The sequence below is a fragment of the Caballeronia sp. LZ062 genome, from assembly GCF_031450785.1.
Classification (GTDB): Bacteria; Pseudomonadota; Gammaproteobacteria; order Burkholderiales; family Burkholderiaceae; genus Caballeronia.
In genome coordinates this window covers 447,114-468,332 of the sequence record NZ_JARTWB010000003.1, presented here as the reverse complement: position 1 = coordinate 468,332, position 21,219 = coordinate 447,114, and the positions used below count along the sequence as shown (strand labels likewise).

Below are 21,219 nucleotides of genomic sequence, written 5' to 3'. Positions count from 1 at the left end.
GCGGCGGTTCAGAGTTGCGCTTCGATTGCGGCTTTGTCGATCACGGACCACACCTGCGCGATCTTGCGCTCGCGGAATTCGTAGAACACGTTCTCTGCGAACGAAACACGCCGGCCGTCGATGCGCAGCCCCATGAAGTGCTGCTTCGGCGTGCAGTCGAACAACAGCCGGCTCCCGACGAAAGGCGGATCGGCGGTCAGCAGCCGGATATCGAAGCGAAGATCCGGAATCTGCGCGAAGTCGCGTTCGAGCATGTCCCGGTAGCCCGCGAGTCCGATGCGCGTACCGTTGTGGATCACGTCGTCGTGAACGAATGCGCCGAGCATCGGCCAGTTCTGCTCGTTCAGGCACGCGATGTAATCGCGGTAGATGTCCGCGAGGCCGCTGCGTTCCATATGCGTGGCTCCTGTGCGCGGCGGGAACCGCGAGCACCGCCTCGACGCGACGAAGCGGTGCGCGACCCGCGGTGCGTCAGCCTTCTATCTTCGACATCACAGCCGTCGTGGGATCGTACCGATAACCCTTCTGCGCAAGCTGCTGCGCGATCTTCTCGCCGATCACCTTCTGCTGCGCCTCGCGGAAGACGAGTTCGTGATCCGGCTTCAGGCGCTCCAGTTCGGTCGAAAGACGGCGCAGCAGCGCGACTTCGCCGGTGCTGCGGGCATCGATAAAGAGAATCTTCTCGTTCGCCACGTCGAGCCGCTGCTTCAGATCGCGCGCATACGTGACCCACTGCTCCGCGTTGGCGCGAAGCTCGTCGTAGGCCTTCGAATGCGTCTGCGCCTGCGCGGAGATGCGGCGCTGCAATGCCGCGATTTCTTCTTCCTTGGCCGCGCCCGCCGTCTGCAACGCGATTTTGTGATCGCGCAGTTCGTCACGGATTGCGGCCTCGCTCTTCTCGCGCTCGGCGAGTTGCTGCGTGAGCGACGCGGCGTGCTGCTGCGCTTCGTCGGCACGGGCGAGCGCGGCGGCCGCTTCCTGCGACACGCGCGCCAGTTCGCCCTGCGCGACGTTCCTCTCTTCGGTGATCGCGTCGATGCGGGCGCGGGCTTCATCGAGTTCGCGCGCGGCATGCTGCAACGCCTCCTGGGCAGCGGATGCCTGTGCGCTTTGCGCCGCGTTTGCCTCGCGCTGCGTGGTCAATTCGGACTCCAGCGCCGCGATGCGCGCGTGGCTCTCGCTGATCTGAGCGCGTGCTTCGTCCAGTTCGCGCGTCGCGTGTTGCAATGCATCCTGCGCCGCCGATGCCTGCGCGCTGTGCGCCGCGCTCGTTTCGCGCAGCGTCGCGAGTTCCGGCTCCAGGGTCGCGATGTTGGCGCGTGCTGCCTCGAGTTCGCGCGTGGCGTGCTGCAACGCTTCCTGCGCGCCGGCTGCCGCCGCGCTCATTTCGCGCTGCGCCGCGAGTTCGGTCTCCAACATCGCAATGCGCGTCTGACTCTCGTCGATACCCGCGCGGGCTTCGTCCAGTTCGTGCGTGGCGCGCTGCAACGCTTCGTCGCGGGCGGAGGCTTCGGTCGCGCGCGCGGCGCCCGCCTCGCGTTCGCTGGCGAGCGCGTTGCGCGCGGTTTCCAGTTCGGCTTCGAGCGTGGTCACGCGCGCGGCGTTCTCGCCGGCCTGCGCGGTCGCCGCTTCGGCGCGCGCCGCCGCTGCGCTGGCTTCCTGCGAGACACGCTCCAGTTCCTGCGACGTCGCCGCGTGGTGCTGGCGCACTTCGTCGCGCTCACGAGCGATGCTCGCGAGTTCTTCGCTTCTGCTCGCGAGTTCGGCGCTCGACGCCTCGCGCGCCCTGCGCTCTCCGTCGAGTGAAAGTCGCGCCGCGCTCAGTTCGGCGTCCTGCGCCGAGACACGCTGCGCGAGTTCGCCCGCGCGCGATTCGGCGGCCTCGGCGCGTTCGTTCGCCGCGTTCTGCTGGCCTTGCAGACGCGCGACGGCTTCTTCCGACGCGCGCAGTGCGTGCATCAACTCTTCCAGTTGCCGGCGGCTTTTCGCGGCATCGCCCTCCGTCTGCTGGTAGATGGCGAGCGCCTCGTCGCGTTCGGAAAGCGCGGTCTGGAGCCGTTGCCCGAGCATGTCGGCGCGATGCGCGATCGCGCTCTGCGCCTCGTCCCACGACGCCTGTCTCAGCCGATGCGCGGCGCTCATCAGCGCGTCGGCGAATTCCTGCGGCATGTGGGCCGGGAATTGCGCGGCGGGCATTGCGGGCTGCCGGGCGTCGCGCCAGCGCTCCAGCGCGGCGGCAACGGATACGATCGAACCGCGACGCGACTCCGGCAGTTCCGACCAGACCGTCACGGGCGACACCGGACGACCGGCATCGGTCAGACGTTGAACGGTCGAAATGATCTCTTCTTCGGTGATGTTGTCTGCTTCTGTGAACATAGGCGCCTCGAATTACAGGCATCGGGCAACGACTTGCCAGACGAAAGATAGGATTATCCAACAAGTTGGCGCTCGCGCCCCGCTTTCATCGGATGAAGGCACGCTTCAGTCCGGTTCGTGGTCCAAAAGACGCGACCGCGCGGCCTGAATCGACTGATGCAGCTTCGCCTGCAGCGTCTCGCGCGGCGGCAGCACGGTCAGGTATTCCGCGACATGAATGCCGCTCTTGTTGAGTTCCAGCAGCTCGATCTGCTCCTGCTTCTTGCCCGCGCACAGAATGATGCCGAGGGGCGGCAGTTCGTCCGGTTCCTGCTCGTGTTTCGCGAGCCAGCGCAGATACAGCTCCATCTGACTCTTGTACTCCGCCTTGAACGCGCCGAGCTTCAGTTCGATGGCGACGAGGCGCCGCAGCTTGCGGTTATAGAACAGCAGGTCGATGTAGAAATCGTCGTCGTCGATCTGAAGGCGCTTCTGCCGCGCGACGAACGTGAATCCCGCGCCGAGTTCGAGAAGGAACTGCTCCATCTCGCGAAGAATCGCGTCTTCGAGATCCTTCTCGAGGTAATGGTCGTTCAGCCCGAGAAAATCGAGCACATACGGGTCTTTCAGGAGCGTCGCGGGTTCGACGCGCCCTTCGTCGCGCATGACGGCAATGTCCTGCGCGATGGCGGCGTCCGGCTGACGCGAAATGGCGCTGCGCTCGAACAGCATCGAATGGATGCGTTCCTGCAGTTGCCGCGACGACCATCGCTCGACACGCGCCAGTTCGATATAGAAGTCGCGCTTGAGCGGATCGTCGATATAAATGAGGGTCTTGAGATGCGTCCAGCTCAAATGTCTCCGCACTGCGGAGACTTTCGGCTCGTCGGGAAAGATCTCCGCGAGCCGCATGCAGTGGCGCAGCTGCTTTTCGCTCCAGCCGCGCCCGTAGCGCGCGCTCAATTCGCGCGCCAGCGTGGCGACCACTTGCCGCCCGTATTCGGCGCGCGCGCCGCGCAGCACTTCGGTGCGAACGCGGTTTCCGACCTGCCAGTAGAGCAGCGTCAGTTCCGCGTTGACGGCGGCGGCCGCGCGTTCGCGCGCGGAATCGATCAGTTGGCGGACTTCGTCGAGAAGCGAAGAAGGAATGAGGTCGCTCATAAGATGCGGTTCGGGATCGGCCAGGAAGCGCGGGATCGCACGCTCGCCGATATGTCTCCGCGGCGCGGAGACAATCCGGTGGCGCGCAGTGGCGATCGTAGCGCAAGCCGGACGACGCGGCTTTCGCGCCTCAGAAACCCGCCGACGCTCCAGGACCCGCGCCGATGTCGCGCCACGACGAGCGCGTCGCGCCGCCGCCGGCCGCGCGGTTCAGAATGGCGCGCGTGCCCGGCGTGACCGGCATGCTGGCGAGCTGCGACAGCTCGACCCAGCGCACTTCGTCAATGCCCGCGCGGTAGTTCGCATGAGGGCGCACGTCGGCCGGAATCGCCACGCGATAGACGTGATGCACGTGCTGCGCCGACACGTGCTGCCATAGAAACGCTGCGGCGCTGGCTTCCGCGCCGGTTTCTTCGTAAAGCTCCCTGATCGCCGCGCTCATCGCCAGTTCGCCGTGACCGACCTCGCCGCCCGGCAAGAACCACGGGCCTCCGCGTTCCTTGACTAGCAGCACTGCGTGTTGGCGAACCAGCAACACCGTCGCCCGAACCCTCATGTCCCCGTCTCCAGATGAATGCCGCGTCGCCCCGTTCGCGCGGCTGCCCGTTCAGCGTTGCGGCCGCTGACGGTCGTTTGTTTGTAACGCATAACCGCCGCGCGGCGCAACCGGTTATGCCGCTCTTTTCGGCAGATGAGCGCATAAGCCGGGCGTCCGACGCGTCGCGCAAGCGCCTGCCCGAAGCCGGCTCACGCGACGCCCGCCACTTCCAGATAGGGCGTGACGTTGCCCATTGCCCGGTCCACGTAGGCGTCCTTTTCGCCCACGGGCGCCACGTAGTGCAGGGCGGCTTTCGCCGCGTCGGCGCCCGCGAGCCGCGCGATGACCCACGCCGCGAGATATTGGGACGCGAGGCAGCCGCCCGCCGTCGCAACATTGCCGCGCGCGAAAAACGGCTGTTCGAGAACGGCGACGCCTGCTTCCTGAACCCAGGGTTTGGTCGTGAGATCGGTGCAGGCCGGCACGTCCTGAAGCAAGCCGAGCTTCGCGAGCAGCAGCGTGCCCGAGCACTGCGCGCCGACGAGCTGACGCGCCGGATCGAGCGCAAGCCGCGCCATCAAGCCCGCATCCGCGACGACTTCCCTCGTGAGCATCCCGCTGCCGACGATCACGGCATCCGCACGCGCCGCGTCTTCGAGCGACGCCTGCGCCTTCAGCACGACGCCGTTCATCGAGCGCACTTCGGCCGAGGGGCTTGCAATCGACACCGTCCATCCCGGCTTCCTGACCCGGCTGAGGATGCCGAGCGCGATCAGCGAGTCGAGTTCGTTGAAGCCTTCGAAGGTAAGAATGGCGATGTGCATGGAGGCGAGATTATCGGCACGGGAGAATTCGCATACTAAAGCCGCAGGTGGATGCCAACAACTGCTCGTTTGCATCGGGCGCCGCTCATTTGTTACGTCATCCGAACTTACGCAATGACCGCGTTCATTCTTCCGACGATCAGTTTCGCACAGGCGTTCAATTCAAGCGCTTCCGAAATACTTGGCCGCATTAAATACGAAAGTCGTCACGGCCAGTTAAATGCGCCCAATTCGTTAGATGGAAAGGCTCTCGGTACAAATACCGACGCAAATGCACTTGCATTAGCAACCCGAATTAACTAAACGGGCGCGGAAGAACGCATTCTTCAGGCAGATCAATTCGCCGTCCGACATACCGCGAGCGCGAGTGTGGGGTTCCGCGCATACCCGTCAAATGCAGACTGATACGGTTGCGTCACGCGCGATTTCGCTGACGCATACAAAGAACAATCATTTGCTTTCCTTAGAAACGCATCCCTAAGTATCCGCTTCAAAAGTCTCTTCCTCGCCGTTTCAACCGACTATAAGCGCCCGGAACTGCTTAACATGATTGCCAAAGCCAGAACGTCCGACGAAGCCGCTACCGAAACCGACGACGAGATTCCTTTTGCCTCGTTGATCGACACGGTGATCAACCACCGCGTGCTGATTGCGATGGTGGTGATCTTCGCGCTGCTGCTCGGCGCGGCTTACGCTTATCTCAGCCCGCCGATCTATCGGTCTGCCATTCTGATCAAGGTCGAGGACAACAAGGACGTGTCGAATTCGCGTCCCGGCGATCCGCTGAGCAACATGCTGCCGACGCTCGACGATCGCTCGTCGGCGGAAGGCGAAATGCAGGTGCTGGGCTCGAAGCTCGTCATCTCGCGCGCGGTCGATGCGCTCAAGCTCTATATCAGCGCCGAGCCGCGGCGCCTGCCGATCTTCGGCAACCGGTTCTCGCATCACAACGGCGAGCTGTCGGAGCCGGGCTTCCTCGGTTTCGGCGATTACGCGTGGGGCGACGAATCCATCACCGTCCCCGACTTCGACGTGCCGCGCCAGCTCGAAGGCAGCAAGTTCACGGTGACGGCGCGCAAGAACGGACAGTACGAACTGAGCAACCCCGCGCTCGGCACGCCGGTCATCGGCACGGTCGGCGAAGTGCTGCTCGTGCAGACGGCGAAAGGGCCGGTGCGCCTGCTCGTCACCGCGCTGCGCGGCAACCCGGGCGTCGGCTTCGATGTCGTGCACGACTCGCGTCAACTGACTATCGACGCGATCCAGAATCAGATGAAGATCAGCGAGCAGGGAAACAAATCGAGCGTGCTGAAGGCGACGCTCGAAAGCGCCGACGCAGTGCAGGTCGCGGCGACCATCAACGAGATCGGCCGGCAGTACGTGCGGCTCAATGGCGACCGCAAGGCCGTGATTGCAGAGAATTCGCTCACCTATCTGCAGCGCCAGTTGCCGGTCCTCAAGCGCCAGATGGAAGACGCCGAAAACGCGTACAACACCTATCGCGACAGGAACTCGCTGCTCGATACCGATGAAGCGAATCGCCTGCTGCTCAAGCAGACCGTCGACGCGAACACGCAACTGCTGACCTTGCGCCATTCGCGCGACGAGCTGTCGACGACGTTCTCCAGCGCGCACCCGAGAATCGTCGCGATCGACAAACAGATTGCCGCGACGGAACAGTTTCTCGCCAAGCTGAACGACCGCACGCGTTCCATGCCGATGGAAGAGCAAGGCGCGCTGCGCCTCCTGCGCAACGTCCGCGTGAGCACGGACCTGTACACGGCGCTGCGCAACAACATCGAAGAGATGATGCTCATCAAGGCGGGCAAGGCCGCGTCGGTTCAGCTGATCGACACCGCCGAGGTGCCGGAACTGCCGGTGAAGCCGATCAAGTGGCTCGCGTTCGCCGTCGCGCTCGCGCTCGGCCTGTTCGCGGCCGTGGGCCTCGCGATGCTGCTCGACCGCATCTTCCGAGGCGTCACCGATACGCAGGAAATCGAGATCGAAACGGGTCTCAGCGTGTTCGCGACGATTCCGCAGAGCGCGCGTCAGCCGGCGCTTTCGAGCGTCGTGAACGGGACGTCGCCGCGTCAGGCGGTGCTCGCCGCGCAGTTCCCGAAAGACCCGACTGTCGAAGCATTGCGCATTCTGCGCTCGGCGCTTCAGTTCACGCTCGTCGGCGCGCGCAACAACGTCGTCATGATCGCGGGGCCGCTGCCGGGCGTCGGCAAGTCGTTTCTGTCCGCGAATCTCGCCACGGTGCTGGCGTCGGGCGGCACGCGCGTACTTCTGATCGACGCCGACTTGCGCAAAGGCTATCTGCATCGGCAGTTCGGCATTCAGCAGGGGCCGGGGCTCGCGAACATTCTGCTCGGCACGCATACGTTCGACGACTCGGTGCATCGCAACGTCTTGCCGAATCTCGACGTGCTGCAAGGCGGACCGTACCCCGCGAGCCCGGCGGAACTGCTGCTGAGCACGAAGTATCGCGAGGTGATCGCGGATGCGTCGCGAAGCTACGACATCGTACTGGTGGACGCCGCCGCCGTGCTCGCCGTATCGGATGCCGGCGCGATCGCCCCGGCGGCGGGCTCCATCTTCCTCGTCTCGCTCTATGGGCGCACGCGCGTCGGCGAAATCAAGGAAGCGATGAAGCGGCTCAATCAGACCGGCGCGCGCGTGACCGGCGTGCTGCTCAACGGCGTGTCGCTGCACACGGCGAACAAGGCGCTTGCGGGCCGCTACGGCAGCAGCGCGTATGTCGCGCACAACTACGAGTCCGCACCCGAGTGAGCGCATTCATGTGACGTCCCGGCCCCGCGTGGCCGGGCCACAGCACACGAAACGTTGGCATCACCCAAACCAAGCGTTGCTTCGAGACTGGAGAAACCGTCATGCGTTCGCTTACTGACCAGAAGATCGCCGTGATCGGGCTCGGCTATGTCGGCCTGCCGCTCGCCGTCGAGTTCAGCAAGCATCATGAAGTCGTGGGGTTCGACGTGAACCGGCATCGCATCGACTCGCTGCGCGAAGGGCACGACGCGACACTCGAAGTGTCCGACGAAGAGCTGCGCGCGGCGAGTTCGCTCGCTTTCACCGACGACCGCGAAGCACTCAAGGACTGCACCGTATTCATCGCCACCGTGCCGACGCCGATCGACCGGCACAAGCGCCCCGATCTCGGCATGCTGCTGCGCGCGAGCGAAACCATCGGCACGGCGCTGAAGCCGGGCGATGTCGTCATCTACGAATCGACCGTTTATCCCGGCGTGACCGAAGAGGAATGCGTGCCCGTGCTGGAGCGCGTGTCGGGACTGCGCTTCAACGTGGACTTCTTCGCGGGCTACAGCCCCGAGCGCATCAATCCGGGCGACAAGCTGCATCGCCTGCCGGACATCAAGAAGGTCACGTCCGGTTCGACGCCGGAAGTCGCGGACGCGGTGGATGAGCTATACCGGCAGATCATCACGGCCGGCACGCACAAGGCGAGCAGCATTCGCGTGGCGGAAGCGGCGAAGGCCATCGAGAACACGCAGCGCGACGTGAACATCGCGCTCGTGAACGAGTTGTCGATCATCTTCAACAAGATGGGCATCGACACTGAAGCCGTGCTGCTCGCGGCCGGCACGAAGTGGAACTTCCTCAATTTCAGGCCCGGGCTCGTCGGCGGGCATTGCATCGGAGTCGATCCGTATTATCTGACGCACATGGCGCAATCCATCGGCTACAACCCCGAAATCATTCTGGCGGGACGGCGCCTGAACGACAGCATGGGCAGCTATGCGGTCTCGCAGCTCGTGAAGGCGATGACCAAGGCGCGCATCTATATTCCCGGCGCGCGCGTGCTCGTGATGGGGCTCGCGTTCAAGGAAAACTGCCCGGACATGCGCAACTCGCGCGTGGTCGATATCGTCACGGAGTTGAAGCAATACGGCACTACCGTCGATGTGTACGACCCGTGGATCTCGCGCGAAGACGCGCTCCATGAATACGGCATCCAGCCGATCGAAGAACCCGCGAAAGGCGTGTACGACGCGATCATCGTGGCCGTGTCGCATCGACAATTCGCGGAAATGGGCGCGGACGCGCTGCATGCTTTCGGCAAGGCCCAGCATGTGGTGTACGACCTGAAATACGTCCTTCCCGCCGACGCGAGCGATTTGCGCCTGTGACGCCTTCACGGACGACGACGATGCCCGACCTCGACCGATACGAAACCGTATGCGAAGCGTTGCGCGAGAAGCCGCAGACGTGGCTCGTCACCGGCGTGGCCGGCTTCATCGGCTCGAATCTGCTCGAAGCCCTGCTCGCGCTCGATCAACGCGTGATCGGCCTCGACAACTTCGCCACCGGCCACCGGCGCAATCTGGACGAAGTGCGCGGCCTCGTCGATGAGCGGCAGTGGCGGCGGTTCCGTTTCATCGAAGGCGATATCCGCAACATCGCGGACTGCAAGGCCGCGCTCGAAGGCGTGGATCACGTGCTGCACGAAGCGGCGCTCGGCTCCGTGCCGCGTTCGGTGCGCGATCCCATCGCCACGCACGACGTCAACCTGAGCGGCTTTCTCAACATGCTGTGTGCCGCGCGCGAAGCGGGCGTCGAGAGCTTCACGTACGCCGCGTCGAGTTCCACCTATGGCGACCATCCCGGCTTGCCGAAGGTCGAGGACCGCATCGGGCAGCCGCTTTCGCCGTATGCCGTGACCAAGTATGCGAACGAGTTGTATGCGTCGGTCTTCGCGCGCACCTATGATTTTCGTGCGACGGGTCTGCGCTATTTCAACGTGTTCGGCAAACGTCAGGACCCGGACGGCGCGTATGCGGCGGTCATTCCGAAGTGGACCGCTGCGCTGATCGAAGACGACGTCATCACGATCAACGGCGACGGCGAAACGAGCCGTGATTTCTGTTATGTCGACAACGTCGTGCAGGTGAACATCCTCGCCGCCATGGCCGAGCCGGAGGCGAAGGGACAGGTGTACAACGTCGCGGTCGGGAACCGCACGACGCTCAAGCAGTTACACGAAGCACTCAAGCGGGCGCTCGCCACGCATGGCATCGAGAGCCGCCGGGAAGCCGAGTACGGGCCGTTCCGCGCGGGCGACGTGCGCCATTCGCAAGCCGATGTTTCCAAGGCCGAGCGTCTGCTCGGCTACGGGCGCAAGATCGCTTTCGCGGATGGCATCGAGAGAGCCATGCCCTGGTATGTCCGCTTCCTTTCAGAACAAGCTGACCGCGAGCCAATCAGCGCACGGGCGCTTTCGGCCGCAGGCGGCGGACCATGAGGCCTCTGCGTTGATCTCACAATTCGCGGCATTGAGGGAACGGCTTCTACAGCTTCACCCGGATCACCTGCGCGCCGCACGCGGGATGGCGCGGGTCGCCGTCTTCGTCCTGCTCGGGCGATGTGCGGGCGCGGCCAAGGAGATGGTGATCGCTTATCGCTACGGCATCAGTCACGTCGTGGATGCGTATCAGATCACGCTGACGCTCGTGTCCTGGCTGCCCGGTGCGTGCTCAGCGGTGTTCGCCATCGTGCTCGTGCCCGCATTCGTGGAGTTGCGCCGCCAGTCGGCGAAAGAAGAGTCGCAGTTTCTGGGTGAACTGGTCGCGTGGGCAATGGTCGTCGGCGTTCTCTTCACCGCGATTCTCTATCTCGTGTGGCCGTATGCCCTCCAATTCATGGCGGGCGGCCTCTCCGTGACGACGAGGGAGATGGCGCGTCAGATGCTGCTGGTGATGGCGCCCATCGGGGTACTCATCATGATCGAGACCGCGTACGGCACGCGTTTGCAGTCGAAAGAGCGCCATATCGGCACGCTGCTCGACGGACTGCCGGCGGTGATGACGCTGCTGCTCGTGCTGTTCATGACGGAAAAAAGCGCGATGGTGCCGCTCATGTGGGGCACGCTGCTCGGCTATGCCGTCTTCGTGCTGGTAGTGTGGCCGCTCGGCGGCAAGGTGGAAGGCCACTACGCGCGCCTCTCGCTCACCTTCCGCTCGCACCGCTGGCAGCCCATCTATCACGCGGTGCGCGTCTTCATGCTGGGACAGCTTGTCGTATCGTGCTCGCCCGCGCTGGATCAATACTTCGTCGCGCATCTGGGCGATGGCGCGGTCGCCACGCTCGGCTACGCGAACCGCGTGTTCGGCCTGCTCATCAGCATGGGCGCGCTCGCCATCGCGCAGGGCACGCTGCCCGTGCTCTCCGACATTCTCGGCAAGGACGACGTCACGCGCGCACGGCAAACGGCGTTCCAGTGGTCCTTGCTGATGCTGGGCGCAGGCACGCTGTGCGCTGTCGTGGCTTACCCGCTCGCGCCGTGGATGGTGCAGGTGATCTTTCAGCGCGGCGCATTCACGGCGGGCAACACGATGCTCGTCGCCGAACTGATGCGCTATGCGCTCGTGCAGTTGCCCTTCTACTTCGCGGCGCTGGTGATGATGAACCTCTTGTCCGTCGAAGGGCGTTACAAGGACATGGCGGTCGTCACGGCGCTCGCGTTCGTCGTGAAGGTGATAGCCAACGTGGTGCTCACGCGCTGGATCGGCATGCCGGGCGTGTTGCTCGCCACCGGAATGATGCACGCAGCGGTGTTCTGCCTGTCGATGATCATCGCGAGGCGCGTGCCGCCCGCGTGCCGCACCGGAGACCTGATCGCATGAACATCACGCTGCTCGTGAGTTCGATGGGAAGCGGCGGCGCCGAGCGCGTCGCGGCGACGCTCGTGAACGCGTGGAGCGATCGCGGCGACACCGTCACGCTCGTCGCCACCTATCGCCGAAGCACGCCCTGCTTCTACGCACTCTCCGACAAAGTGCGCTTCGTGCAGCTCGCGGACCGCGTGACGAAGCCGCGCGGCGGCGCGCTCGGCTATCTCGCCCGCCAGCGCGCCTTGCGCGCGGTCATCCGCGAAAGCCGGCCCGATGTGGTCGTGTGCTTTTTGTATAACGTCAACGTCGCGGGCGTGCTTGCGTCGCTCGGGCAGCGCGTGCCGCTCATCGTATGCGAGCACAACGATCCGTCCGTGGACGGGCGTCCGCTGTTCTGGCGGCTCGCTACACGTCTCGCTTATCCGCACGCGGACGCGGTCACGGTCCTCACGGAGAATGTCGTGCAACCCTTCCGGGCGATGGTGCCCGGCGTGCGTCACATGGCGGTCATGCCGAATCCGCTGCCGCCCGAACTCTTCCGCGAGCCGACGCCTCTCGCCGTTACGGGCGAGAACGGACGGATGCGCCTCACGTCGTTCGGGCGTCTTCATCCGCAGAAATATTATGGATTACTGATAGATTCGTTTGCGTCGATCGCGGCGCGCTTTCCGCAGTGGGACTTGACGATCTGGGGCGAAGGCGCCGAACGCGCGGCGCTTCAGGCGCTGATCGACCGTCACGGACTGCGCGAACGCATCTTCATGCCGGGCGTCACGAACAATCCGTGGGCAGAGATGCGGCGCTCGCAGGCATTCGCGATGTCGTCGCGCTTCGAAGGCTTCGGGCTCGCGCTCGCCGAAAGCATGGCGCTCGGCGTGCCCGCCGTGGCGGTCGATTGCCGGAGCGGCCCGCGCGACGTTACGCGCAACGGCGAAGACGCGCTGCTCGTGCCGCCGAACGACCGCGACGCGCTCGCCGCCGCGCTTGCCCGTCTGTTCGGCGACGAAAGGCTGCGCGCCGAACTGGGACGCAAAGGCGCGCAGTCGATCCGCGAACGGTATTCGGTCGATGCGGTGCTGAGACTTTGGGACGCGCTCTTCGAACGCGTCGGTGTGCGGGCGGCCGGCATTCACGCGCCGCAGAGCGCGAACGTCCGCAATCGTCGGGGCACAACCACGCTGCATGGGACGAGGCCATGAACAAAGTCATCCTGTTTGCGAATACCGACTGGTATCTCTACAACTTCCGCCTGTCGCTGGCTTACCGGTTGCGCGACATGGGCCACGAAGTCGTGTTGATCTCGCCGCCCGGTGAATACGGTCCGAAGCTCTGCGAACTCGGCTTTCGCTGGCGCGCGGTGCCGATGATCCGTCGCAGCCTGAATCCCTTGCGCGAACTGACTCTGGTTCTATGGCTCGCACGCCTCTTTCGCGAGGAAGACGCCGCGCTCGTGCATGGATTCACGATCAAGAGCGCGGTGTACGGATCGCTGGGCGCGAAGTTGGCCGGCGTGCCGGCGCGCGTGAACTCGGTGGCGGGCCTGGGCTACGTGTTCACGAGCCGCGACATGAAGGCGCGGCTCTTGCGCCCGCTCGTTCGCCGCGTGCTGCGCCTCGCGCTCGACGGCGACGACTGCGCGCTCATCCTCCAGAATCCCGACGACGTGGCGATGTTCAAGACCGCGCGCCTCGTCGACGACAAAGCGGTTCATCTGATCAAAGGCTCGGGCGTGAATTGCTCGCGCTTCAAGGCGCGTCCGGACGACGCGCCGCTCTCGTCGGAGCCGCTGCGCGTGTTGCTCGCCGCGCGGATGCTGTGGGACAAGGGCATCGCCGAATTCATCGACGCCGCGCGCATGCTCAAGCGCGAAGGCCGCACGCTTCGCTTCGTTCTCGCCGGGATGCCGGACGCGGGAAACCCCGCTTCCATCGATCGCTCGACCATCGAAGGCTGGGTGGCCGAAGGTCTCGTGGAATGGCGCGGTCATGTGAGCGACATGCCCGCCCTGCTCGCGGAAACCGACGTGATGGTGCTGCCGAGCTATCGGGAAGGTCTGCCGAAATCGCTGATCGAAGCAGCCGCGTGCGCGCTGCCGCTCATCACGACAGATGCGCCCGGATGTCGCGAAGTGGTCAGTTGCAACGGCGAGGACGGGCTCGTCGTGCCTGTGCGCGACGCCACCGCGCTCGCCGCCGCGATCCGCCTGCTCGACGACGATCGCGCGCTCGCCCGCCGGCTCGGCATCGCCGCACGCGACAAGGCGTTGCGCGAGTTCGACGAAGCGATCGTGCTCGACAGGACCATCGGCGTGTATCGCACGCTCGCGCCCGCGCCGGAACGCGCGCCTTCGTCGCTGCACATTGCGCCGTGAAGATCGTGCATGTGATCACCGCGCTGCCGGTCGATGGCGCGGAGATGCTGCTCTATCGGCTGATACGTGCGTCTCACGGCACGGGCGCACGGCATACCGTGATTTCGCTTTCATCGGAAGATACGTTGGCCGCGCGCATACGGGAGGCGGGCGCCGAGGTGCGCATACTCGGCATGCGCCGCGGGGCGCCGGGTCCGCGCAAGTTCGCGACGCTCGTTCGCTGGCTCGACGAACTCGACCCCGATGTCGTGCAGACGTGGCTGTACCACGGCGATCTGCTCGGCGGCCTCGCGTTGCATGCGGCCAACGCCTGGCGACGCATGCGCGGAATGCGCGCGCCGCGCGCCGCGCTCGTCTGGGGCATCCACCATACGGATCTGCGCTCGACCGGCAGCAGCCGCATGACGCGCTGGGTCACGAAAGCGTGCGCGCTTGTTTCGGCGCGCGTGCCGGATTCGATCATCTGCTGCGGCGAGGCGGCGAGGCGCTCGCACGCGGCTGGCGGCTACTGCGCGCGCAAGATGATGGTCATTCCGAACGGCTTCGAAACCGATCTCTTCAGGCCGATGCCGGAGGCACGCTCGACGTTGCGCCGCGCGCTCGGCTTCGCGGCGGACGCGCCGGTCGTCGGGATTGTCGGGCGATACCACGCCGTGAAGGACTATCCGAACTTCATCGCCGCCATGCGCCGCGTGCTCGACGTCCTGCCGCATTGCCGCTTCGTGATGGCCGGGCGCGGTCTCGACGAGACCAACGGCGAACTCGCCGCGCGTCTGCGCGAGGCCGGCGTCGCGCAAGCCTGCCGCTTGCTCGGCCCCTTGCAGGACCCGCAAACGACGCTCGCGGCGCTCGACGTCTTCTGCCTCTCGTCGCGCAGCGAAGGCTTGCCGACGGTCGTCGGCGAGGCCATGGCCTGCGGCGTGCCGTGTGTGGCGACGGACGTGGGCGATACGGCGTGGCTCATCGGCGAAACGGGTTTCATCGCGCCGCCGCAGAACGCGGACGCGCTCGCCAGCGCGCTCCTCGCCATGCTGACGTTAAGCGGCGAAGAACGCGCTGGGCTGGGACGGGCGGCTCGCGAGCGGATCGAGCGACAGTTTTCGATCGACGCGACCTGGCGTCGTTACGAAGAGACGTATCGCCGCACGAGCGCGATGCCGCGAGGACCGCGCGCTCAAAGGCTCAATGCGTAGGCGACACGAGCAGCGCGCGCTGTTGCGCGCACGCCGACAGACTGACGATTGAGACTAGATGGCTGCGTTGAACCCGATGCTGCGCGGGCTGTGCAAAAACTGCACGGCGCGTCAGTCGGAGTGATGCGAGCGCGACGACTGAGCCGCTTCGTTAGGCTTCAGCGGCCCCGGCTTGTGCAGCCGCGAACGCATGCCGCCGAAAAATCCGGACGACGCTTCCGCGTTCTCCGAATCCCGACGGTTGCGCCGCCGCGACGGCAGCAGCACCTCAGCCAGCGCCAGCAAGGCCAGCGCGACGACAGCGAAAAACGCGATCGTGCCGACAGTAGTGGCGAAATCCATGCACTCTCCAGACGATTCGATGCCCAGGTCAACCGCACTCGGGCCACCCTTTTAGAGCACCATCCATGCCTTAAGTTTTCGGCATTTTTCCGTGGAAGTTTAGGCTTTCGATGCTGATTGGAAACCACCGACAGTCGACGAACGGGAGAACCGGACGAATCGCCGGCTCTCCTGTCCACGGCAAAGGCGTGCTGCGCGCGCTTAACGCGTATAAGTCATGTTCGTCACTTCGACCGTCGGACCGGCGTTATCCCAGTCCGTCTTGCTGAAGCCGAACGCCGAGTGGAGGTACACCGGGTTGTCGCTGCTGATATGGCCCGTGACCGAATGACCGTTCAGTTGCAGGCCGCCGACCTCGTATGCCACATGATTCGACGCGTTGTCGTGATGGTTCGTGATGTCGATGGACACGACCTTGGCGACCGGACCGGGGAACGCGCCGAGATACACGAGAATACCGTAATGGCAGCTGTTCGTCGTCGGGCTGATGACCTTGATGTTCTGCAGGACTGCGTTGTTGTTGTTCGGTTCGATGTCGAGACCCGCCGAGGGCATGGTGCCGCCGATATTCGTCCACGTCGGCGTATCGAACGTGATGTTGCTGCCGCTCGTGATGGTCGCACCCTGGCGGCGGCAGCCCGTCGCGACGTGCTTCGTGATCGTGACCCCGCTGCTCGGCTTCGTTACCGTGCGATACGAGTTGCCGATGTAAATGCCGTCGCCCCAGCAGTTGATGGTCGTCGGCGAGGTGATCGTCACGTTCGTGCTGCCGGCGATGGTGATGCCCATGCCCTGGCCGCCGTCGTTCGGATCGTTCGTGGCGGAATTCAGCTCCTTGCTGCCGTCGAGCGTCGCGTTCTCGATCTGAACATTGTCCGCGTCGTTCACGCGCAGGATCTGATAGCTCGGCGTGTTGTGCGCGAGCAGCTTGATGGACGCGCCGCTTGCGAAGCGCAGATGCGAATTCGTGTGCAGATCGAGCCCAGCCGCATCGATGCGCACCTTGCCCGAAATCAAGAGGATCTTGCCGACCGAGCCGTCGATCGCCTTTTGCAGCGCGATGCGGTCGTTCGTCACGCCGTCGGCCTTCACGCCGAACGAGCTTGCATCGACGACGGTGCCCGAGGTCGAGGAGGTTGCCGTAGCCTGCGTCGCCGATGCCACGCTGGTGCTCGACGCCGCCGACGCGCTCGAGGCGCTCGACGCGCGCCGCCAGCGTTTGTCGGTTGCGGCGAGGTCGTCGGCGCTGCTGCCGCCACCGCACGCGGCAAGTGCCGCCGTGCCGGCGCCCATGACAAGCGCGGTCACGAACTTGCGGCGCGTGAAAACGCCGTTCTCAAGTTCCGAGACTGTTTGCGAAGCGGTTTTGAGAGTGGTTTGCGGAAGGAAGGAATTAACGGTTTTCTTGGAAAAAGGCATTGTGCTTGACGTTATTGATAGGCGACTAGGAAAGAACGTTCGTCGAAGACCGGTTTCTCGGACGGGAAAGCTTGGGCGGATTGATCGGAAGCCTGATTGCCCAAAACCCGCGCGCACCTTTATTCCGGTCGAACTTACTTTATAACGCTCGCGGAGCATGGTATCTAATACCGATACCGGGCTCGTATGATACATAACCTTGTATGACAATAAGCATTGTTTCGTAACGAGCTGTAACGAACTAGCGGGGACAAGTCGAAATGTCGAGGACGCCCGTGCGCGTGGATCGCACACCTGGCAAAGGATTCGGGAAAACGCGGGGAATTACGTCCGACGATTCAAATTAATTTCGCGCGAATGGCGAAATTAATCCGTCGTCGCTCAAAGACGACGGTTTTCTCATATGAGGAAATGTGGAATTATTGCTAGCGTTATTCGTCTGAGATAATCGGCCGCCCGCCTGGTTAATTGCTTGATAATCTGGGCGGCGGCGAATACTCAGATTATTTGGCAGTCTCGCCTAGGCGGGTTTCGACTGAGCCGTCCTTATCTTTTCCCGATGATTCGTTAGCACCGGGGCGGCGCAAGCCGCTGCGGATCGCCGCGAGTTTCGCCATTCCGTCCTGCATCGCGAATGCAACGCGCCCCCACGGCGACTGCGCGATTTGAAGGCTTACCGCGACCGCGACATTTCCCTTGCTCCAATACGGCTTGAAGCTCTCCGACCCCACCCCGAGATCGAAGTCCAGGCGGTTCTCGATAGCCCAGCGAACCCACGCCTCGGTGGTGACGGCGCCCGGCGCGAGCTTGCTGTGCTGGCGGTCGAAGCCGCCCATCGCGCCAAGGATGCTGTCCGTCCCCATGCCGATCATGTTTGCCGCGATGGGCCTGTCATCGAGCTTCAACACCATCATGCGCGCGCTCGGCTGACCGTCCGGCCCCGGCGGACGATTCAGGATGGCGACGAGATAGTTGCGAAATAGCGGCGAGTAGAGCCACGCGCCCTTCTTGTCGACGCGCTCTGCCCAACCGCGCTTGCAGGCGAGCATCCAGTCGACCATTCGCGCGTTGTCGTCGGCGTCGGCCGGACCGAGAATGCGGATGTCGACCTTGCCTTGCCGCTCGAGACGCCTGAGCAATGCGCCGGGCTTCTTTCCCGACAACGTGCCGAGCGACGCGGCGAACGTCTCCCAGTCTCTCTCGCGCGAGAGCCGCGCGACGGCATACGGATGCTCATTCGCAATCATCACCCCGTCGTGCGCGGACGCAAGCCGATAGAGATCACCGTCGCGATCCAGATAAGGAAGCAGCACGATGTCGGACGGACATTGCTCCCGCACCGCGCGCCATACGGCTTCGGTCAGTTGGAACGATGTGTAGTCCGGATCGGCAAGCACGGTCGTATAGTCTGCGGATTCCGGGCTCAGCGGACGCAAGATGGTCCACAGGCGGTTGCGCGAACGAACGAGCGGCCAGACCGCCACGAGCCGTCCATTGCTACGGACTGCGATGATGCGAAGCGCACGCCCGAGCGGCTTGGCGACGCACTCCCAGCTTAGCCACGCAACCGCGAACGATTCGTGATGACGCCCTCTGGCGCGCCGCCAGAGCGCTTCCCACTCGTGCTGCAATGCATTGAACTCTTCAGGTGCTTTAATAACTTCGATTTGCAATGCTGGTGCAATCATGAATGTGCCCAATCCCGTACGTGGTTTAGGATCGCCCGTATCGTTACAAGTCGACAGGATTTCGACAAGCAGCACGCAAGTGCTAATCCGTTGGCTGTCCTGCGCATGAAATCTTGCATTGCGAAGCAAGGGGCGCAACGTGCGATGCCGTACAGTGGTTCACGCGAATGCTCAATACCCTGCTGTAAAACTCCGTAATACGTCGAACGACGTCTAGACTTGACATCGTCAAAAGATGTGCATTGCCTCTTATGGCATTCGATCTCGGCATCACGCTTTCCATCCGGTCACGCCAGCATCGGAAAGTTGTCGAATAGCGCGCAGACCGCCTGATCCTGATACTGCCGCAAGCCCGTAGTTAGCCCATGGCTATCATGAACCGAGTTGTGAGGGACAATGGATAACGAATGCTATTCCGTCAGCGCTTCACCTGTTACGACGAATCCCCGGCCAGCCAAACCGAAGCCCAACAAGCCCAAAGCGAAAGCCAAAGATAGCAGCGTCAAGAGCACGGCTGACAACGCGAAACCGCAAGGCGCTTTCACCCGATCTATCTTCCATGAACCGTGGTGGCTCGAAGCCGTCACCGACGGCAGATGGGGCGTCGCCGAAGTCAGGCAGAACGATGAAGTCATCGGTGAGATGCCTTATACGCTGGAGCGCAAGGGCATATGGCGCATTTCAGCTTTGCCTCCGATGACACGCACGCTCGGTCCCGTCATCAAGCCGCAGAAGTCGGGCGGCGCGGAGCGCGAGTGGTGTTATCGCATGGATATTACGAACCAGCTGATCGCGAAGCTTCCGCCTACCGCGCACTTCCATCAACTGATGGACACGCGTATGTCCGAAGCCGAAGCCATTGCGTTCACGCTGCATGGCTACGACGTGTCGGTCGGCTACACGATGGAGATTCCCGCCGAGCGAACCGAAAGCGAGGCCTGGTCCGGCTTGCGCCGCAACACGCGCAACTGGGTGCGTCGCGCGAGCGAGCAGCTCACGATTCGCGAGATCGACAGCCCCGACGCTTTCACGCGCTTCTACGACGGCAATCTCGCCGTGCGAAAACGCAGCAACGTGTACGGCTCGAACATCATGCGTCGCCTGCTCGGCGAAGTGCTCCAGCACGACTCGGGCGTGCTGCTCGGTGCATTCGACGACAAAGGCGCGCTCATGGCGGAGACGGCCCTGGTATGGGACGATCGTGCGCTGTACTACCTGCTTTCTTCGCGGCTCACTGAAGCGCATGGCGGCGCAGTGAGTCTGTTGATCTGGGAAGCGGCGCGCGTGGCCCGCGAGCGCAAGCTGCTCTTCGATCTCGACGGAATTTCGACCGCGAGCATTCTCGACTTTCTGTCGGGCTTCGGCGGCCGTCTCGTCACGCGTTACGAGATCGAGAAAGTGCGCGCGGACTTCGGCGCGTTGCGCACGGTGCTGCGCGGCGAAAAGACCGCGACGAAAACAGGCGCTAAACGGCTACGCAAGTTCTCGCCTGAAAAGGCGTGATTCACTTCTCCCATGCGTTCGTCACCGGCTTCGTTAAGAGCCGATGACGAACCGCTTCGATCGCCCTAGCTCCCGATGAAATACGCATAGACGCCCTCGAGATAACTCTTGGCCATCTCGGCGGACAGCACCAGCAAGACGCCCGCCGTCCACCAGATCGAGAACGCGTTTCGAAAGCGCAGGTGCGCAACAATAAACGGCAATAGCAATTGGACGCAGTACCAGACGCGCCCTTTGCCGAACGGAAACAACGCGAACGCAAGCACCAGATAGAACACGAGGACGATATGCATGGTCGCCAGTTCGGTCCAGACGGTCGCGCGCGCGTTCGGTCTGTTTTTCCATTCCGAATAAAGCATCACGATAGACGCGGTCGAATAGACCACGAGCAAGATAACGAGCTTGATCGTGAAGTCGTCCTGATAGCCCGAATATTCGTCGATTCGTCTGCCGCCGAAGTTACGGAACAGAAATCCCGCTGACGACACGAGCACGAAGGCCGTCACGCCCGCGCAAATGAACGAAAGCCGGCGACGCTCGCCACACGCACGAATGGCCACGAGCAGCAACGCGGGTATGGCAAATGTCGTGTGGATGAAACTCGCGAGTAACCAGCCCGTCACCGGCCGCTGATAACGCAGCGAAAACAGCATGGCGATGGAAAAGCCCATGCCCTGACGAATCTGGAATGTGCCGACCGTGGCGAGCGCCATCGGCACCAGCGCCCAGAGGCAGATGCCGACCAGCGGCCTGCGCGTTTCCAGCAGCGCAATGAAAATCACCGCATTCAGCAGCACGACCGTCACGCGCACGCCGGTTTCGGGCGACAAGCCGAGCGCATTCAGTCCGACGACCCATGCGCGCCAGCCGAATTCCTCGGTCACGGTGCTTATGACGAAAGCGAGCGTCGAGCTTCGCTGATGATAGGAACTGACGAACCAGTCCCACGTCGTGCGGCGAAAGTATTCGAGGTAATTGTCCTGATCGAGCAGCGTGGAAACATTGCGCGGGCTCGTCGCCATCAAATACAGGATCACCAATGCAATAGCGATGAACGCCCAGCCGCTCGGCGTCGAGAAGAAGTTCTGCGTCCGATGCCCGCTGCGCGTGATATGCGCGCCGCCTAATCGCATTGCCCGTGCTTTCATCTAAGGATTCCCGAAGATCGT

Annotated in this window: 17 protein-coding genes; 8 read left to right on the top strand and 9 right to left on the bottom strand. The window is 63.6% G+C overall.

Features of this window, described 5'->3' with window-relative positions; translation table 11 throughout:
• Nucleotides 1–8: 8 nt before the first annotated feature.
• The 5 genes from P9239_RS22285 to P9239_RS22265 all read right to left on the bottom strand — a co-directional run bounded on the left by P9239_RS22285 (nt 9) and on the right by P9239_RS22265 (nt 4,881).
• On the bottom strand, nt 9–395 hold the full coding sequence (locus tag P9239_RS22285; RefSeq protein ID WP_309754939.1) for an ester cyclase: 387 nt from the start codon (nt 393–395) through the stop codon (nt 9–11).
• A gap of 76 nt (nt 396–471) precedes the next feature.
• On the bottom strand, nt 472–2,379 hold the full coding sequence (locus P9239_RS22280) for a DNA-binding protein (protein ID WP_309754937.1): 1,908 nt from the start codon (nt 2,377–2,379) through the stop codon (nt 472–474).
• A gap of 105 nt (nt 2,380–2,484) precedes the next feature.
• Nucleotides 2,485–3,519 carry a PDDEXK nuclease domain-containing protein gene (locus P9239_RS22275; RefSeq protein ID WP_309754935.1) on the bottom strand — a complete coding sequence of 345 codons (1,035 nt, stop codon included), beginning with the start codon at nt 3,517–3,519 and terminating at the stop codon, nt 2,485–2,487.
• 130 nt (nt 3,520–3,649) lie between these two features.
• On the bottom strand, nt 3,650–4,075 hold the full coding sequence (locus tag P9239_RS22270; RefSeq protein WP_309754932.1) for an NUDIX domain-containing protein: 426 nt from the start codon (nt 4,073–4,075) through the stop codon (nt 3,650–3,652).
• Nucleotides 4,076–4,266: 191 nt separating this feature from the next.
• The gene (locus tag P9239_RS22265) at nt 4,267–4,881 is read right to left on the bottom strand and encodes a DJ-1/PfpI family protein (RefSeq protein ID WP_309754928.1); all 615 of its coding nucleotides are present in this window, start codon (nt 4,879–4,881) and stop codon (nt 4,267–4,269) included.
• A gap of 546 nt (nt 4,882–5,427) precedes the next feature.
• On the opposite strand from P9239_RS22265, the gene P9239_RS22260 reads away from it, so the two are divergent.
• The 7 genes from P9239_RS22260 to P9239_RS22230 all read left to right on the top strand — a co-directional run bounded on the left by P9239_RS22260 (nt 5,428) and on the right by P9239_RS22230 (nt 15,098).
• Nucleotides 5,428–7,674 (top strand): polysaccharide biosynthesis tyrosine autokinase, encoded by a 2,247-nt coding sequence (locus tag P9239_RS22260; protein ID WP_309754925.1) that lies wholly within the window; start codon nt 5,428–5,430, stop codon nt 7,672–7,674.
• A gap of 101 nt (nt 7,675–7,775) precedes the next feature.
• Nucleotides 7,776–9,053, top strand: a complete 1,278-nt coding sequence (gene tviB, locus P9239_RS22255; RefSeq protein WP_309754922.1) for a Vi polysaccharide biosynthesis UDP-N-acetylglucosamine C-6 dehydrogenase TviB — start codon at nt 7,776–7,778, stop codon at nt 9,051–9,053.
• 20 nt (nt 9,054–9,073) lie between these two features.
• The gene (locus tag P9239_RS22250) at nt 9,074–10,165 is read left to right on the top strand and encodes an SDR family oxidoreductase (RefSeq protein ID WP_309754919.1); all 1,092 of its coding nucleotides are present in this window, start codon (nt 9,074–9,076) and stop codon (nt 10,163–10,165) included.
• A gap of 10 nt (nt 10,166–10,175) precedes the next feature.
• A complete protein-coding gene (gene murJ, locus P9239_RS22245; RefSeq protein WP_309754915.1) occupies nt 10,176–11,546 on the top strand; it encodes a lipid II flippase MurJ in 1,371 nt (456 codons plus the stop codon).
• On the top strand, nt 11,543–12,733 hold the full coding sequence (locus P9239_RS22240; protein WP_309754913.1) for a glycosyltransferase family 4 protein: 1,191 nt from the start codon (nt 11,543–11,545) through the stop codon (nt 12,731–12,733). Before murJ ends, P9239_RS22240 begins: the two co-directional genes overlap by 4 nt.
• Nucleotides 12,730–13,905, top strand: a complete 1,176-nt coding sequence (locus P9239_RS22235; RefSeq protein ID WP_309754911.1) for a glycosyltransferase family 4 protein — start codon at nt 12,730–12,732, stop codon at nt 13,903–13,905. The genes P9239_RS22240 and P9239_RS22235 overlap by 4 nt, the downstream gene beginning before the upstream one ends.
• Nucleotides 13,902–15,098, top strand: a complete 1,197-nt coding sequence (locus tag P9239_RS22230; RefSeq protein WP_309754908.1) for a glycosyltransferase — start codon at nt 13,902–13,904, stop codon at nt 15,096–15,098. The genes P9239_RS22235 and P9239_RS22230 overlap by 4 nt, the downstream gene beginning before the upstream one ends.
• Nucleotides 15,099–15,209: 111 nt before the next feature.
• Here P9239_RS22230 and P9239_RS22225 read toward each other — a convergent pair whose 3' ends face one another.
• The 3 genes from P9239_RS22225 to P9239_RS22215 form a co-directional block, all read right to left on the bottom strand.
• A complete protein-coding gene (locus tag P9239_RS22225; RefSeq protein ID WP_309754906.1) occupies nt 15,210–15,440 on the bottom strand; it encodes a hypothetical protein in 231 nt (76 codons plus the stop codon).
• Nucleotides 15,441–15,641: 201 nt separating this feature from the next.
• The gene (locus tag P9239_RS22220; protein WP_309754903.1) at nt 15,642–16,748 is read right to left on the bottom strand and encodes a hypothetical protein; all 1,107 of its coding nucleotides are present in this window, start codon (nt 16,746–16,748) and stop codon (nt 15,642–15,644) included.
• A gap of 614 nt (nt 16,749–17,362) precedes the next feature.
• Complete coding sequence (locus P9239_RS22215) at nt 17,363–18,547, bottom strand: GNAT family N-acetyltransferase (protein ID WP_309754902.1); 1,185 nt, start codon at nt 18,545–18,547, stop codon at nt 17,363–17,365.
• A 396-nt stretch (nt 18,548–18,943) separates the two neighbouring features.
• Here P9239_RS22215 and P9239_RS22210 point away from each other — a divergent pair, with 396 nt between their 5' ends.
• Nucleotides 18,944–20,050, top strand: a complete 1,107-nt coding sequence (locus P9239_RS22210) for a GNAT family N-acetyltransferase (protein ID WP_309754900.1) — start codon at nt 18,944–18,946, stop codon at nt 20,048–20,050.
• A gap of 65 nt (nt 20,051–20,115) precedes the next feature.
• Here P9239_RS22210 and P9239_RS22205 read toward each other — a convergent pair whose 3' ends face one another.
• Nucleotides 20,116–21,198 (bottom strand): EpsG family protein, encoded by a 1,083-nt coding sequence (locus tag P9239_RS22205; protein WP_309754897.1) that lies wholly within the window; start codon nt 21,196–21,198, stop codon nt 20,116–20,118.
• Nucleotides 21,199–21,219 lie beyond the last annotated feature (21 nt).

Bases quoted from the DNA above. Each gene is read 5' to 3' on its own strand.
- P9239_RS22235 (WP_309754911.1), top strand. From the start codon at position 12,730: ATGAACAAAGTCATCCTGTTTGCGAATACCGACTGGTATCTCTACAAC.
- P9239_RS22225 (WP_309754906.1), bottom strand. From the start codon at position 15,440: ATGGATTTCGCCACTACTGTCGGCACGATCGCGTTTTTCGCTGTCGTC.
- P9239_RS22260 (WP_309754925.1), top strand. From the start codon at position 5,428: ATGATTGCCAAAGCCAGAACGTCCGACGAAGCCGCTACCGAAACCGAC.
- P9239_RS22280 (WP_309754937.1), bottom strand. From the start codon at position 2,379: ATGTTCACAGAAGCAGACAACATCACCGAAGAAGAGATCATTTCGACC.
- P9239_RS22240 (WP_309754913.1), top strand. From the start codon at position 11,543: ATGAACATCACGCTGCTCGTGAGTTCGATGGGAAGCGGCGGCGCCGAG.
- P9239_RS22285 (WP_309754939.1), bottom strand. From the start codon at position 395: ATGGAACGCAGCGGCCTCGCGGACATCTACCGCGATTACATCGCGTGC.
- P9239_RS22270 (WP_309754932.1), bottom strand. From the start codon at position 4,075: ATGAGGGTTCGGGCGACGGTGTTGCTGGTTCGCCAACACGCAGTGCTG.
- P9239_RS22250 (WP_309754919.1), top strand. From the start codon at position 9,074: ATGCCCGACCTCGACCGATACGAAACCGTATGCGAAGCGTTGCGCGAG.
- P9239_RS22265 (WP_309754928.1), bottom strand. From the start codon at position 4,881: ATGCACATCGCCATTCTTACCTTCGAAGGCTTCAACGAACTCGACTCG.
- P9239_RS22215 (WP_309754902.1), bottom strand. From the start codon at position 18,547: ATGATTGCACCAGCATTGCAAATCGAAGTTATTAAAGCACCTGAAGAG.
- P9239_RS22210 (WP_309754900.1), top strand. From the start codon at position 18,944: ATGGATAACGAATGCTATTCCGTCAGCGCTTCACCTGTTACGACGAAT.
- P9239_RS22275 (WP_309754935.1), bottom strand. From the start codon at position 3,519: ATGAGCGACCTCATTCCTTCTTCGCTTCTCGACGAAGTCCGCCAACTG.
- P9239_RS22205 (WP_309754897.1), bottom strand. From the start codon at position 21,198: ATGAAAGCACGGGCAATGCGATTAGGCGGCGCGCATATCACGCGCAGC.
- tviB (WP_309754922.1), top strand. From the start codon at position 7,776: ATGCGTTCGCTTACTGACCAGAAGATCGCCGTGATCGGGCTCGGCTAT.